The organism is Arenibacter nanhaiticus, assembly GCF_900141935.1.
GTDB classification, from domain to species: Bacteria; Bacteroidota; Bacteroidia; order Flavobacteriales; family Flavobacteriaceae; genus Arenibacter; species Arenibacter nanhaiticus.
Map to the genome: position 1 here is coordinate 19,625 of NZ_FQYX01000022.1, position 14,576 is coordinate 34,200.

Sequence of the window (14,576 nt, forward strand, 5' to 3'; positions counted from 1 at the left end):
CTTTGCAATTGCAAAAAAAGCAGTATTAGGTTTCTTAACGAAATTAAAAATAAAAAGGATATGAAATAAGAGAAAGATCAAATTTCTTTAGATAGAAATTAGGATTACCTCTTTTTTGTTTCCGATAACATCAATAAAAACAAGCAGATGAGTACAAAAACTATTCCTTATGTACCCTACAAAGTAAAGGACATTACACTTGCCGATTGGGGAAGAAAAGAGATTGATTTGGCAGAGGCGGAAATGCCTGGTCTAATGTCATTACGAGAAGAATACAAAGATGAACAGCCGTTAAAAGGGGCTCGTATTGCAGGTTGTTTGCATATGACCATCCAAACAGCGGTTCTTATAGAAACTTTGGTAGCCTTGGGTGCCGAGGTAACTTGGAGTTCTTGTAATATATTTTCTACCCAAGACCAAGCGGCAGCCGCTATTGCTGCTGCGGGTATTCCTGTGTATGCCTGGAAGGGGATGAGTGAAGAGGAATTTGATTGGGCTATTGAGCAAACCCTTTATTTTGGGGAAGACCGCAAGCCCTTGAATATGATCTTAGATGACGGTGGAGATCTTACCAATATGGTCCTTGATAAATACCCTGCCTTGGCAGAAGGTATTAAAGGACTTTCGGAAGAAACCACTACCGGTGTTCACAGATTGTACGAAAGGGTAAAGAAAGGTACTTTGCCAATGCCGGCGATTAATGTAAACGATTCTGTTACCAAATCTAAATTCGACAACAAATACGGATGTAGGGAAAGTGCCGTGGATGCTATTCGTAGAGCTACCGATACCATGCTTGCAGGAAAACGTGTGGTTGTTGCCGGATACGGGGACGTAGGTAAAGGAACAGCAGCTTCTTTTAAAGGTGCCGGTTCTATTGTTACCGTTACTGAAATAGATCCTATTTGTGCGTTACAAGCGGCAATGGACGGATTTGAGGTAAAGAAAATGGAGACCGTTGTTGGCAATGCCGATATCGTGATTACTACTACCGGAAACAAAGATATTATTCAGTCTCAGCACTTTAAGGCGATGAAGGATAAGGTGATCGTTTGTAACATTGGTCATTTTGACAATGAAATAGACATGGGATGGTTGAATAAGAACTACGGCTATACCAAGGATGAAATTAAGCCTCAGGTTGATAAATACACTATCGACGGAAAAGACGTTATTGTTTTGGCCGAAGGTAGATTGGTAAACCTAGGATGTGCTACCGGGCATCCAAGTTTTGTAATGAGTAACTCTTTCACCAACCAAACATTGGCGCAAATTGAGTTGTGGAACTACAGCGATAAATACAAGAACGATGTATATATGCTTCCTAAGCATTTAGATGAGAAGGTAGCGCAATTGCACCTTGCTCGTTTAGGAGTAGAATTGGAGACCTTACGTCCGGAACAAGCCGAGTATATCGGGGTTACGGTAGAAGGGCCATTTAAGCCGGACTACTATAGATACTAGATATAGCGCTCAGGCGTCTTGGCAGAAAATCCCTTATGTTGATTCATAGGGGATTTTCTTATTTTTAAAGGATCGCAAAAGAAACGATGGGCAGGCTGTCGTAAAGGAAGGAGCCCCGTATAATCACTAAACAAAACCTAAGAATTTTAATGAATATAATTTTAACCGGAGCTACAGGTACTTTAGGGTCTAGAGTGCTGTTTTCCCTTTTGGAAATAAAGTTTGAGCGTATAGAAAAAATATACTTGCCTGTTCGGAACAAGAAACGAGCTACTCCAGAAGAAAGAATATCCAATATGTTCCGCAGTGAGTATGCTCCGGAATTTATTAAAAATAATATGGAGGCCGTGCTTCAGAAGGTAGCGGTTATCAATGCAGATCGTCTCTTGGAACCCGAGACATTTTTGGGGGGCGTGCGGATTGATTATTTTGTGCATTCTGCCGGTTATGTAAATCTTTCTACCCATGCCGCTGCCAAGGAAGAGATTTTTAGGGAAAACCTAGATTTCACCAAAAGCATTTTTAAGGCCTATGTAGGCCGTATTGCTAAGTTTGTATATATAAGCACTGCATTCGCCATTGGGGATGCTGGCGGGCTTTTAGGGAATAACTACGGCCTAAACGACCGTCCTAGGTATCGCAATTTTTATGAGGCCTCTAAACATGCTAGTGAAAGGTTTTTGTTGGAAGAAGGGAAAAAATGCCAGATTCCGATTCAGATTTTGCGACCAAGTGTATTGGGAGGGAATATTAGTGAAGCGCCCAATTATTTTATTTCAAAATATATGGTCTTCTATCTGTTTGCCAAGTTTTTCAACGATAGGGATCAAAAAGAAGCTATACGGATCAGTACCGGTATCGGTAGCGGACTAAATATTATCCCGACAGATTATGCCGCCAAGGTAATCGTAAAAGTGTTGGATCGCGATATTGAGGAATTAAACATTGTTCATTCCCAGGACACCAACCTTATGAGGGGGATGTCTAAAATATTTGATGTAGTAGGGTTTGCGAACTTTAGTTTTACCCAAGAGCCCATAGAAACTTTAGGTGAATTTAAATCGGCCCTAGAGAAGTTTTATTACCAGACTATTGGAGTGCATTTACATCCGTACCTTACTTCTAGGCCCAACCAATGGGATACGGAATTGCTAGAGAGTATTTTGCCTATTCCGGATTATAATATAGAAGACTACTTGTCCAAAACCGTAAGCTTTGCAAAAACCAATAGCTTTAGGAGCCAAAACTGGTAATGATTATGGTAGGTGGGCAATAGGGTGTTTACAGATATTCTATTGCCCGGCCGTACCACTTTTATTAATACCCTAAGGCCTGCATTCCGGCAGCTGTATAGCAGTCCGAATGTTCTTTTAAAAGGGCGAGTCCTTCTTCCTTGCTATGCATTGGGTTTATTTTAATTGTTTCCCCATCTGGGGTATAGACAAAATAAAAACCTTCCTTAAAGGACGAAAGTTTAATTATTTCCCCATTGGGTTTTATGGCGTTCCAAGACTTTTGGTGCGGTCTGTAGAGAAGATCTACTTTTTGGCCTTTTTTAGGGCCGTCAAGCACGTTGATTTCCAATCTGTTCTTAGTGGCCACCATTTTAATGGTGTTGCCGTCTTGTTCTACGATCTGCTCTTCGGAATCCCCGTCTTCCATGGCGATAGGGTTAGACCCAGACCAGAATTCGATGACGTTAAAGATCACGGCATCGCCAACAAAGAAAAGACCGTACACCGGAACAATGTTCAGTCCCCAGAAAATTAAGTTGTTTACGAACTTACTTTCGGATACGTTCTGGTTCCACTCCTTCAGATTGTTAAAAGCCCCAAAAGATCCCAGGCAGCTGGAAAACAGTAGGGACATACACAAAAAGCTACAAATAAATAATTTTTTCATAATACAATGGAATTAATGGTTCTTTCTAAAATTACAAAATTTAGGGCTAGGAGGTATTCCTTTGGATGCGTAAGGGTAGTCAATGGCTTTTTTTTCTCACTAAAAGGGTATATGGGTAATTTTTGGGCATAAAAAAACCCTTTCTGGATACAGAAAGGGTTTTTATATTTTAAAGAATGTGCTTATTAAGCTTCAAATGGCTCAATGGAAACATAAGATTTTCCTCCAGCTTTCTTTTGGAACTTCACAAGACCATCAACTTTAGCGTGTAAAGTGTGATCTTTTCCAGCGTAAACATTTTCACCTGGATTGTGTTTTGTACCACGTTGTCTTACGATGATATTTCCAGCAATAGCAGCTTGACCACCAAAAATCTTAACGCCTAAACGTTTCGATTCTGATTCTCTACCGTTCTTGGAACTACCAACACCTTTTTTGTGTGCCATGATATATTATTTTAATTCTAGTTATTTACTTAAAGCGGCAATTAATTCTGCTTTCTTCATTGAAGAATACCCTTCAACACCTTTAGCTTTAGCCATCTCTCTTAGCTCAGCAACCGTATTATCGCTTAAATCGTTAGAAGCTTTAGCTTCTTCTTTTTTAGCGGCAGGTTTGGCCTCTTTTTTAGCTCCTGAAGCACTGATGCTTTCAATTACTAATTCAGTCAAATACTGACGGTGACCGTTTTTCTTTTTGTAACCTTTACGTCTTTTCTTTTTAAAGACAATTACTTTTTCACCTTTAAGGTGTTTAATGACTTTGGCCTCAACAGTGGCTCCGTCTATAGCGGGGGCGCCTACAGTAATGTTACTACCATCTTCCAACAAAAGAACGTTATCAAAAGTAACATTGCTACCTTCTTCGTTTTGTAAACGGTGAACATACACTTTTTGGTCTTTCGCAACTTTAAATTGCTGCCCTGCTATCTCTACAATTGCGTACATAGCTTGTGTGTTTAATATAAGTTAAATGAACATGCCTAATTTTACATAGGCGGCTGCAAATATACTTCTAAATCCTTAAACCACAAGCGATTTTTAAGAATTTTAAGCCGATTTTTGGTTTAGATTCTTGGAAGTCTTAAATAACTGCATAAAAGCGAGGGTTAAAACCAAAGTTGTAGCAAAGCCCATGGTAGCCACGGTGAAAAATATACTGCCTTCTAAAGTGTCGTAATCCGAAAACCAGACTCTTGATAATTCCTTTAAAAATTGGGTGTTTATTTCGGTGGAATAAAAAGCGAAGAAAAACGTGAAAATTATCGTGGCGATGGCCCCGGTGACAATACCAGCAGTAAACCCAATCCCGTAATTAAAAGCTACTCCTTTTTTTATCCTGAAATATTTAATGGATTCGTAAATGCCAAAACCAGTGATAACGCCATTGAAAAGACTATATAATACGTTGGTATGCAGTCCAAAGAGCGATAAAAGTAAGAAATAAGCAATTAGGGAGCCGCTAGTGGCAATGCCAAACCTAATTGGGAGTGCAAATTCTTTCATATTTTTAAAGTTTTAGGTTATGGATGCATTTAAATTACATTTTTTTTATGATTTATTTGTATAAATTAACAAGAAATAAAAGTTGTCGGGCAATTTTTATTAATATGACTGCTTTTAAGCGATTTATGATCCGGTGGTCGATAAAAATGGACTGTTAAAAGTAGGGAGGGATATCATGCTTCTTGTACCTCATTAAAGTGGCTCCTATTGTAAAGGCATTTTTTTTTTTGTTACTTCCGCTCCTTACCGGAAATTTTATTTTTCAATTATTTTAAAAGAGAAGCTATGGGGTGATGATATTAACTTAGGCAGGATTGATTATCTTTTTTAGGTAATCAGAGTAGTGTCTATCTAATTATTGATTCGTCAACTAAATTTAATAAAAAAGAGACTGCCTTATAAGACAGCCTCTTTCCTAATTAACTAAACCAATTTAACTTTTAATAGCCCTTGTTCTGTGTTAGATTAGGGTTTAACTCAATTTCTCGTTGTGGTATGGGGAATAAGTACCTGGCCGGAAATGCAGAAGTGAACTCTTGGAATTCTCCACTGGTATAAATATCAAAAGTTAAGGGTATTTCTTTACGAAGCACATCAAACCATCTCTTCATTTCATATCCAAATTCCCAATAGCGTTCCTCAATAACAATTTTATCAAAATCCGACGTAGAAAGGGACATTGGAGGAATAGTAGCTGTTTCACCTCTTCCTCTTACCCTTACACTATTAAGCAATTCATAGGATAGATTGTTGGCGCCATTATCTGCCAAATTCTGAGCTTCGGCATATATAAGCAAGACTTCTGCATATCTGAACATTACCAAATTTTGATCCGATTGATTACCTTCTGGACCTTCAGTACCGTAGGTGTACTTTTTTATAAAACCAGTATCTAGGGCATCTTTTAGAAAATATTTCCGTTCATCAGTCTCACCTATCTTATTGGCATTTCTGTAAGCCTGGTTGGAATAATTGCCGTTTCCGTCGGTTTCATTCAAAAAATCATCAATGACCGGATCAGTGTTCATATAAAAAGTAACCTCCTTTCTAGGGCCATCGGGGAATTCATCCATATATCTTCTATAAGCCCTAGAGCCAGGGTTGGTAATGCCATTTCGCACCGAGGTATTGCCAAACAATGGGTTACTATAAGCCGCACCCGCATTGGTAGAATAAATAAATTGAAAGAGAATGCTGCTGCTAGCATCTTGTTTGGAAGCTATAAAATTATCGACATAGGCTCCTAGTTGGAACGCTTCCGAATCAATGATTTCCTTGGCCTTCGATGCTGCTTTGGCATAATTCTCCGATAATTTCAACGGGGCGCCGGCCATGGTCAAATACACTTTTGCCAGATATGCCTTCGCAGCCCAGACTGTTGGCTCCCCTGGAAGGTTTGAGGTACCCAACAAGGATTCTGCAAGCTGAAAATCTGCAATGATCTGGGCATAAACGTCCACCGAGGCCATCCTAGGATCGGTAACACCAACATTATCTAAGGAGGAAGACCCGGAAAGGATCAAGGGAACGTCCCCATAAAAACGAACCAGGTTAAAATATGCAAAAGCCCTTAAAAAATAAGATTTACCCAAGATTTTATCGCGTTGGGCTTCGCTGGCATTTTTTGCCAAGGTTATGTTTTCAATAACACTGTTCAAATTGTTAATAGCCCTATAAGAATCGGACCAAAAACCTTCAAAATCAGCTGGTGTGAAACTGTAGGTATCTATTGTTGGATTGGATTCTATGGCTTTACTACCACTTGTAAGTCCATAATAGTTAATACTCTGCAATATCCTTGTTGCCCCGTTTACCAAGTTTTCAAAGTTTTCTATATTTTGAAATGTATTGGATGCCGATTCAAAACTAAAAGGTTCTTCTTCCAATTTCTCACAGGAAACTGTCAATAAGCCAAGTAGCAGTATTACAACAATGCTGGTATAATTTCTATTTAAATATTTCATGATTTTTATTTTATTCGTTTAAAAGTCAACTTTAACACCTAGGGTAAAAGTTCTGGCTTTGGGGTAACCATCCAACTCATAGCCTTTCACACTGTCATTTTCGCTGGCGGCCAGCTCCGGATCATATCCGGTATAGTCCGTCCATAGCTTTAGGTTTTGACCACTTAGGAAAAATTTTAAGCCATTCACCCCAATTTTGGAGGCAATTACATCACTGAATTGGTATCCAAGGGTTACATTACTAAGCCGTATGTACGATCCGTCTTCAACGAATATATCCGATTGCCACGCATCCTTTCTAGTGAATATTTTCGTTGCATTTTGCCTTGCCGCTGTTTGGTTGATGGTTCCGGTATAGTCCACACGGGAATAGTATCCGTCCGGCTGGTTTATAGGGTGCCATCTTTCCTTCCCCCTGTACCCTGTGGCACCAACATCTTCCATATCAAAACGTCCCATAGCTCCGGCATTGAAAATTTCACTTCCATGAGACCCTTGGAACTGTACGTTTAAACTAAGCCCTTTATAAGTGGCAGCGGTATTAAATCCCCAGCTTACATCTGGATTGGCAGACCCCAGAAATACCTTATCCTGCTCATCATAAACCCCATCGTTATTCTGATCTACAATTTTAGCCGTACCCGGAATTTGGCCATAACCATAGGCCTCATCCACCTCATCCAATTGCCATACCCCAAGATATTCATAACCGTAAATAGACCCAAGAGGTTGTCCCTTTAAAAGGTACATAACACTATTTAACGGAATTCTTTCCTCCTCGGGAGTACTAAGCTCCAAAACTTTGTTCTTATTAAAGGTTAAATTTACCCCAGCCGTCCAATTGAAGTTGTCTCCAGTAATCAGGGTACCATCCAACAGGAATTCAAAGCCTTTGTTCTCTACTTCTCCTACGTTTTGCAAAACCGAACTAAACCCTGACTGGGAAGCCAAAGTACGGGATGACAACAGGTCACTGGTTCTTTTATGGTAATAATCCGCCGTTAGGTTTAATCTATAGTTGAAAAGGGACATGTCTAAACCAATGTCTGCCTGTGCCGTTTTTTCCCATTTCAAATCCGGGTTGGCAATTTTTTCAAAGGCACTACCTAGTGATAGGGAGCTACCATTGGTTGGGTAGTCTAGTCCAGTGCCTCCTGTAGAAATTTGGGTCAGGGATTGGTAAGGGGTTATCGCCTGGTTACCAGTTACCCCATAGGAAACTCTAAATTTTAAATTACTGATATTGGCATTATCCTGCAGGAATTTCTCATTGGACAGTTTCCAGGCCAAAGCACCGGAAGGGAAAACTCCCCATTTGTTATTGTCCCCGAAAACCGAAGAACCATCGGACCTTATGGAACCCGTTAATAAAAATCGATCATCATAGCCGTAGTTGATACGCCCCATATAGGACAAAATGACCCTTTTTTCCTTAAAAGACGATTTTGCCGTTACTATTTCCCCGGCCTGAATGGCATTAAATCCTGTTGTATTATTACTGAAGCCCTGTACAGCTAGGGATGATCCGGTAGTTGTTGTATACTGCTGTTCAAACAGACCGGTTACCCCCAGTGAATGTTTATTAAATTCCCTATTAAAAGTAAGAATATTTGAATTCTGCCATGAATTTTCCTCAGAATTGCTTGTATAGGCCGTTCTTTCTCCATCGCGTGTACTGCTTCCATTGATCAATTCATTAAAAAATTGTCGATTATTACTGCTGCTCAATATAGCTCCCCCCGATACTTTAAGATGTAGCCCCTCCGCTATCTTGTAATCCAAATATGAAGAAAGCGTATTCCTTGTGGTTAAAATTTCGCGTTCTGGCTCCAAGGCTGCGGCAACTGGATTTATCAGTCCTCCTCCATTGGGAGAAGAATCGCCAAACCCTCCAAAACTACCTCGGTGATTGAAATATCGTCCTACAAGAGCCTCATCAAATGGGTATTTGGGATCATCGTAGGTTTCTGGATACTTGACCCCGAGCCCTACTGGCAGAGCATATAATGCCGCGGAAACCACTCCAAGGCTACCTCTACTACCTTCCCCTACCGGCTTGTCATTCTCCCTGACCAACAATGCCGTAGCACCAATTTTTAGTCGATCATTTGCCTGTGCCTTGATACTCGAGCTTAAATTGAATTTCTCATAATCCGAATTAATGACCAAACCTTCTTGGTTTAGATAATTTGCATCAATGCTATAGGTAACTTCTTCACTGCCTCCCCTTACACCAAGATTGTAATTTTCCATTTGGGCAGACCTAAAGATTTCGTCTTGCCAATCTATGGCCAAGGTTCCTTTCCTAGCATCCTCAATGGCACCCGGATGATAATATAACCATGTCATACTCCTGTTTCCAGTTTCATCAGGAGTTAATATTTCCTCTGTGGTCGGATAGTTGAAATCTGTTAAATCATTGGTTTGTTGGGAGTATTTTGCATACCGTCTTCTATTGTTGGCCGATGTTGTATATCCTACGGCGTCTAAAACCTGTACTTTATTAGGAACTTCCTGAATTCTAATAAAATGGTCAAAAGTAATCTGGGTTTTTCCTGCGCGTCCTTTTTTGGTCGTCACCAGGATTACCCCATTGGCCCCTCTAGACCCATAAATGGCAGTGGCAGAGGCATCTTTCAATACTTGTATGGATTCAATATTATTAGGGTTGATCGTATTGAAATCTGCACCAATAAGGTCATCCACCACCACCAAGGGAGCATTGTTACCGTTAATAGAATTAGCTCCACGAACCCTTATTACCTGGTTCCCGCCAGGTTTCCCCGAGGGAGTGCCGACATTTACACCGGCAATCCTACCCTGTAATATTTCCGAGGCCTGTGTTACCGGCTGTTCCTCAAATACCTTAGAGGATATTGAGGCTACAGATCCAGTTAAATCCCCTTTTTTGACTGATCCATAACCTACCAAGACCACCTCTTCCAGGGTATTTGCATCTTCGGTCATGGTTATATCAATTTGGTTTGAACTCCCTACCGTTACGGTCATGGTCTTCATACCCAAATACGAAAAATTTATAACAGATCCTTTTCTGGCCATCAGTTTATAATTCCCATCAAAATCAGTTTGGGTCCCATTGGTTGTTCCCTCCAACAAAACATTCACTCCTGCTAAAGGAATTCCCTGTTCGTCTACAACCGTACCCATAATTTGAACTTCTTGGGAAAAAAGCCCTAAGCCAGAAAGCATGAAGAACATCAGCAATAATTTCATCTTTTTTTTCATTTTACTAATTTTAGTTATTGAATATATAGTAGCAATAAGATCATGCTGACAATGGCTATTGACATTATGATCAGTTTAATAATTAGAACTTTTTTTACTTTGAACATTTTCATCGTAGTAAAAATAGCCCACATTAAAAGCAATGGATTCAACGGATGTAGCTAATGATGCAACAAATGTAGTTTTTACAAAAACACCTTATGTGCGTTCGTATATATCTTGTATACAGTGTTTTAGTCAAGATATGCGTGTGTGAAGAATTTTTATCAACAATGAACACCTGTGGTTTTTATTCCAATGGGTTATTTTGTTAACAAAAGAATAGGGAACCTTGTATTGATCGGTAATGGGGGTTCATAAAAAATATCGAGAGAATGGAACATGGCAATTAATGGCTTGTTTCCAGATGTCTTTTGTACTCCTTTGGCAAACAGCCATATTGTTTTCTGAAGCACTTTGTGAAATAAGCAGGGGTGTTAAAGCCAACACTATATGCTATTTCACTTATTGACATTGAGCCCTCACTTAAAGGTTTCAAAGATTCCTTTAATTTAATACTCCTAATAAACTCGGAAGGAGCCATGCCTGTTAAGGAAGTTAATTTATGGTGTAAATTAGTACGGTGCATGGCTAATTCACTGCTTAAATCACCTACTGTAAAGGCACTGTTTGCAATATTGTCCAAAACTACATTTGTCGCTCGATCAATAAAATGATTGATCTGTTTACAACCATTGTCATCTTGAACTGGATTCATCATGGTTTCTTTATACTTAAGTCGTCTTTTCTCAATGTTGGACAACAAAGTATTTATTTGTAAAAGTAGAAGTTTGAGATTAAAGGGCTTGGAAATATATAGGTCGGCCCCTATTTCTGCACCTTCAAATAGCCCTTCCTCAGAAGAAAATGCGGTCAACAGAATTACAGGGATATGATTTGTTCGTATGTCGCTCTTTATTTTTTTACAAAGGTCAAACCCAGAAATTCCGGGCATCATTACATCACTTATAATCAAATCTGGCCAACGCTCTAGGGCTCTGTTTATGCCTTCAGTTCCACTAGATGCAGTGTAAACATTATACCTACCCGTTAATTGCTGGGATAAATAGTTCAATATTTCAATATCATCTTCAACAATAAGTATTTTTTTCGCATCGGACGAGGGTAATTCCGCTAAATCTATGGCATCGGGAAGAGCAGGGGCATCGGCTCTAGAACTGTGAAAGGATTCATTGGGATGGCCGGTCAATTCGACTGGAATTGAAATAACAAAAGTAGTTCCCACATTAAACCTACTATGTACTTCAATGGTGCCATTCATCAATTCCAAATACCTCTTTGTTAAGGAGAGGCCTATCCCTGTCCCTCCGTTATTTTGCTCTATTTGATAGAATCTTTCAAATATTCGATTTAAATTCTTCTTGGCAATACCCTTTCCGGAATCCTCTACCTTCACCTCTAGTAGATTGCCCTGTACACTAACTGACAACTTAATGGTATCTCCCTCTTTACAGGCCTTAAAAGCATTCGATAATAAATTAAATATAATTTTATCCAATTTATCTTTGTCCAATTTTATCCATGTTTCCGCACTTTTGCCATAGGAAAGTCTAACTCCTTTCTGCTGGGATAAATTGTGAAATGAATTCAGAATGTCCTTTATGAAGGAATTGATTTCAAATTTGGAAAGACTAATATTCAGATTATCAATTTCATTCCTTCTGAAATCCATAAGCTGATTAATTAAGCGAAGTAATCTATTGGCATTCTTTTTGATCAATTCATAATCATATGAAGTACCGCTGCCCTTTTCAATCATTCCGTCTATGGGGGCTAAAATTAAACTTAAGGGAGTTTTGAATTCGTGGGATATGTTAGTAAAGAATTCTATACGCTCCTTATTCCAAGCTTCGGTTCTTTGTTTTTCCAACTTCTCAATTTCCAACCTGTGGTTTAAATTGGTCCAGTTCAAAACAATCCTGAAATACACATATAGCAAAAAGAGGATAAACAGTACATAAACAATTAAGGCCCAAATTGTCTTATACCAAGGAGGAAGTATTTTTATATTCATGGTGAGTTCCTTGGTGCTTCTGTCTCCACTAGAACTAGAAGCCTTTACCTTTAACTTAAATTGACCAGGAGGCAAATTGGTATAACCCGCCGTGGTTAAGTCGTTTACATGATTCCAGTTGCGATCATAATTTTCCAGCATATAGGAATAGTTAAGCTGATTGGGCAAATTGTAATCCAAGGCCACAAAATCAAAACTGATATCATTTTGATCTGCCTTTAAAGTAATACATTCATAAGTGGAAATGTGTTTGGAAATGTGTTTGGATATTAACCCATCTTTATTGGAAAAGTCAACATGCTTATTAAATAATTTAAAATCGGTAAACACTATAGGTACTATGTTTGTATCCGAATTTAAATTCTCGGGATAAAAGTGGTTGATTCCCTTATTGCCTCCAATATACAGTTCTCCGTCGTCAGCCCTATATGTTGTAGTAATACTATTTCCTTGCAGCCCTTTTAAATTGTCTTCGTAATTAATAGTTCTGTTATGGTTATTAAAAGTCGCCAACCCTTTATTCGTGGCAATCCATAATTGTCCATTGTCTTGAAAAACGATATCATGAATCGCAATCCCCTTTAATGCTTCAAACCCCTTGTGTTTTGAAATTGAAGCGCTTTGAAGGTCAAATATTTCCAAACCGCTATCGGTACAGAGGTACAATTCATTGTTACGTTTTTTTATCCGGTTTACAATATTCTTATCTCTGGGGGTCAATCCGGTTGTAGGTACAATTTTGAAATATTCGTCAGCCCGTTTATTTCCGATATCAATTTTAACAAAACCGGCCTTGGTCCCGGCCCATAAATACTTATCGGCCAAGGTTAAACACATTAAGGAATTCAATTGATGGTCATCGGCAACTGCCTCAGGATTCTGAAGTACTATTTTTGTCACCTTCTTGTCTTGAGATACGTAATAAAGTCCATAGGGCGTCGCAAACCAAAGGTTTTTATCTACCTCCAGCACATCTTGTATGTATATCTCAGAACTATTGTTATCCAAAAACCCTGGAGGCAGCATACTTTTTGAGGATTTGGAATTGGGATCATATTCTATAAGTCCATTTCCATATGTGCCAATTATGATAGATCCGTTGGACCGCTTCCTTAGGGAGTTCGCACTTGCCGTACCATATCCTATGTCTATTTTTGTTATCTTATTCGTCCCCCTATCGAATAAACATACCCCGCCACCATCGGTACCTATATAAATATGATCCTTATCGTATTGCAAAAAAGATTTGATCCTATTGTGTGTTAATCCCTGATAAATGTTCAGTGTATTGTATTTTTCATAGTGTTTGTTGTAAATATTCACCCCTCCATATTGGGTTCCGATCCACATAAAACCGGTCTTGTCCGCATATATCTCCAATACACTGTTACTACTCAAGGATGTTGGCGACAGGGATTTGCTAATTTGTATAAAATTATTTTTATCGATATCGTAAATCTGTATTCCCCGGCCATCTGTTGCCAACCATAAGGTATTATTCTCTAGGTTATAAAAAAGATTAAAAAGGACGTTATGTTTTATATTGCTGTTTAAGGTATTGAAATTTATAACGGACCTACCTTTTCTAATGTGGAACAGTCCCTTTTTATAGGTAGCTGCCCAAACTCCACCTGTTTTATCCAATACAATTTTCTTGACATATACTTTTTCATCCTCGTTGATCAAAGGCAATCTCTGAATCGAATTAGTAGTCAAATCCCAGGTTTCCAAAAAGGGAGATTTTGCCCCGATCAACAATTCGTTGGTTTCTTTGTTGAAGCAAAGAGCTGTAATATTATTCGATTCTAACCTTGGGTTGGACTGTAAAGAGTTCGTATAATTATCAATATGGCCTTCGACCGAAATTCTAAATAGACCGTATGCTATAGTCGCTACCCATATATTTCCATTATTATCTTCTGCAATAGCTCTTATTTCTACCCCTATCTGTGAATGTTGATCAAGTAAAGGGAACGACCTAAAGGCATCTTGATCAAAATCATATTTGAGCAAGCCTCCATTTCTGGTTCCTATCCACAGTTCCCCCTTGGAGTCACTAAAAAGATAAGTGATATGGTTGTCCTTAATACCTGTATCGTCTCCTCCGGTATAGCGATAAGAGGTTATGTCCCTGCCATCGTATTTATTTAGTCCGTCATAAGATCCAAACCACATAAATCCCACCTTATCCCGCACTATGGCGGTAATTGAATTGTTTGACAATCCCTCGGTATCGGTCAAATGATCAAACCTTATATCCTGAAAACCATATAACCAATTAGCATTACAAAGGATAAGGAGGTAGAAAGCAAATATTTTCAGGGCGGAACAATTGCGCATAACAGCATGGATTATAAAGTTCTTAAGTTGCATAAAATATTTTATACATACAATCCCTGTTTACCTGAAACCAAAGCCATA

9 protein-coding genes are annotated in these 14,576 nt (G+C 38.9%); 2 read left to right on the forward strand and 7 right to left on the reverse strand.

What is annotated here, in order from left to right; translation table 11 throughout:
- Window positions 1-147 precede the first annotated feature (147 nt).
- The gene (gene ahcY, locus BUA16_RS12785; RefSeq protein WP_072765148.1) at window positions 148-1,464 is read left to right on the forward strand and encodes an adenosylhomocysteinase; all 1,317 of its coding nucleotides are present in this window, start codon (window positions 148-150) and stop codon (window positions 1,462-1,464) included.
- 149 nt (window positions 1,465-1,613) lie between these two features.
- Complete coding sequence (locus BUA16_RS12790; protein WP_072765149.1) at window positions 1,614-2,717, forward strand: SDR family oxidoreductase; 1,104 nt, start codon at window positions 1,614-1,616, stop codon at window positions 2,715-2,717.
- A gap of 64 nt (window positions 2,718-2,781) precedes the next feature.
- Here BUA16_RS12790 and BUA16_RS12795 read toward each other — a convergent pair whose 3' ends face one another.
- From BUA16_RS12795 to BUA16_RS12825, 7 genes are all read right to left on the reverse strand, one after another.
- Window positions 2,782-3,366, reverse strand: coding sequence for a DUF3332 domain-containing protein (locus BUA16_RS12795; RefSeq protein ID WP_072765150.1), 585 nt, complete (start codon window positions 3,364-3,366; stop codon window positions 2,782-2,784).
- A gap of 185 nt (window positions 3,367-3,551) precedes the next feature.
- Complete coding sequence (gene rpmA / locus BUA16_RS12800) at window positions 3,552-3,812, reverse strand: 50S ribosomal protein L27 (RefSeq protein ID WP_072765151.1); 261 nt, start codon at window positions 3,810-3,812, stop codon at window positions 3,552-3,554.
- A gap of 21 nt (window positions 3,813-3,833) precedes the next feature.
- On the reverse strand, window positions 3,834-4,313 hold the full coding sequence (gene rplU, locus BUA16_RS12805) for a 50S ribosomal protein L21 (RefSeq protein ID WP_072765152.1): 480 nt from the start codon (window positions 4,311-4,313) through the stop codon (window positions 3,834-3,836).
- Between the two features lie 102 nt (window positions 4,314-4,415).
- A complete protein-coding gene (locus BUA16_RS12810; RefSeq protein ID WP_072765153.1) occupies window positions 4,416-4,871 on the reverse strand; it encodes a DUF4199 domain-containing protein in 456 nt (151 codons plus the stop codon).
- Window positions 4,872-5,311: 440 nt separating this feature from the next.
- Window positions 5,312-6,835: a RagB/SusD family nutrient uptake outer membrane protein gene (locus tag BUA16_RS12815; protein ID WP_072765154.1), complete on the reverse strand. Its 1,524-nt coding sequence runs from the start codon at window positions 6,833-6,835 to the stop codon at window positions 5,312-5,314.
- 18 nt (window positions 6,836-6,853) lie between these two features.
- On the reverse strand, window positions 6,854-10,081 hold the full coding sequence (locus BUA16_RS12820; RefSeq protein WP_072765155.1) for a SusC/RagA family TonB-linked outer membrane protein: 3,228 nt from the start codon (window positions 10,079-10,081) through the stop codon (window positions 6,854-6,856).
- Between the two features lie 388 nt (window positions 10,082-10,469).
- On the reverse strand, window positions 10,470-14,495 hold the full coding sequence (locus tag BUA16_RS12825; RefSeq protein WP_072765156.1) for a hybrid sensor histidine kinase/response regulator transcription factor: 4,026 nt from the start codon (window positions 14,493-14,495) through the stop codon (window positions 10,470-10,472).
- Between the last annotated feature and the right edge of the window lie 81 nt (window positions 14,496-14,576).

Coding starts and splice junctions, on each gene's coding strand:
- rpmA (WP_072765151.1), bottom strand. CDS start 3,812: ATGGCACACAAAAAAGGTGTTGGTAGTTCCAAGAACGGTAGAGAATCA.
- BUA16_RS12825 (WP_072765156.1), bottom strand. CDS start 14,495: ATGCGCAATTGTTCCGCCCTGAAAATATTTGCTTTCTACCTCCTTATC.
- BUA16_RS12815 (WP_072765154.1), bottom strand. CDS start 6,835: ATGAAATATTTAAATAGAAATTATACCAGCATTGTTGTAATACTGCTA.
- BUA16_RS12820 (WP_072765155.1), bottom strand. CDS start 10,081: ATGAAAAAAAAGATGAAATTATTGCTGATGTTCTTCATGCTTTCTGGC.
- BUA16_RS12810 (WP_072765153.1), bottom strand. CDS start 4,871: ATGAAAGAATTTGCACTCCCAATTAGGTTTGGCATTGCCACTAGCGGC.
- BUA16_RS12795 (WP_072765150.1), bottom strand. CDS start 3,366: ATGAAAAAATTATTTATTTGTAGCTTTTTGTGTATGTCCCTACTGTTT.
- BUA16_RS12790 (WP_072765149.1), top strand. CDS start 1,614: ATGAATATAATTTTAACCGGAGCTACAGGTACTTTAGGGTCTAGAGTG.
- ahcY (WP_072765148.1), top strand. CDS start 148: ATGAGTACAAAAACTATTCCTTATGTACCCTACAAAGTAAAGGACATT.
- rplU (WP_072765152.1), bottom strand. CDS start 4,313: ATGTACGCAATTGTAGAGATAGCAGGGCAGCAATTTAAAGTTGCGAAA.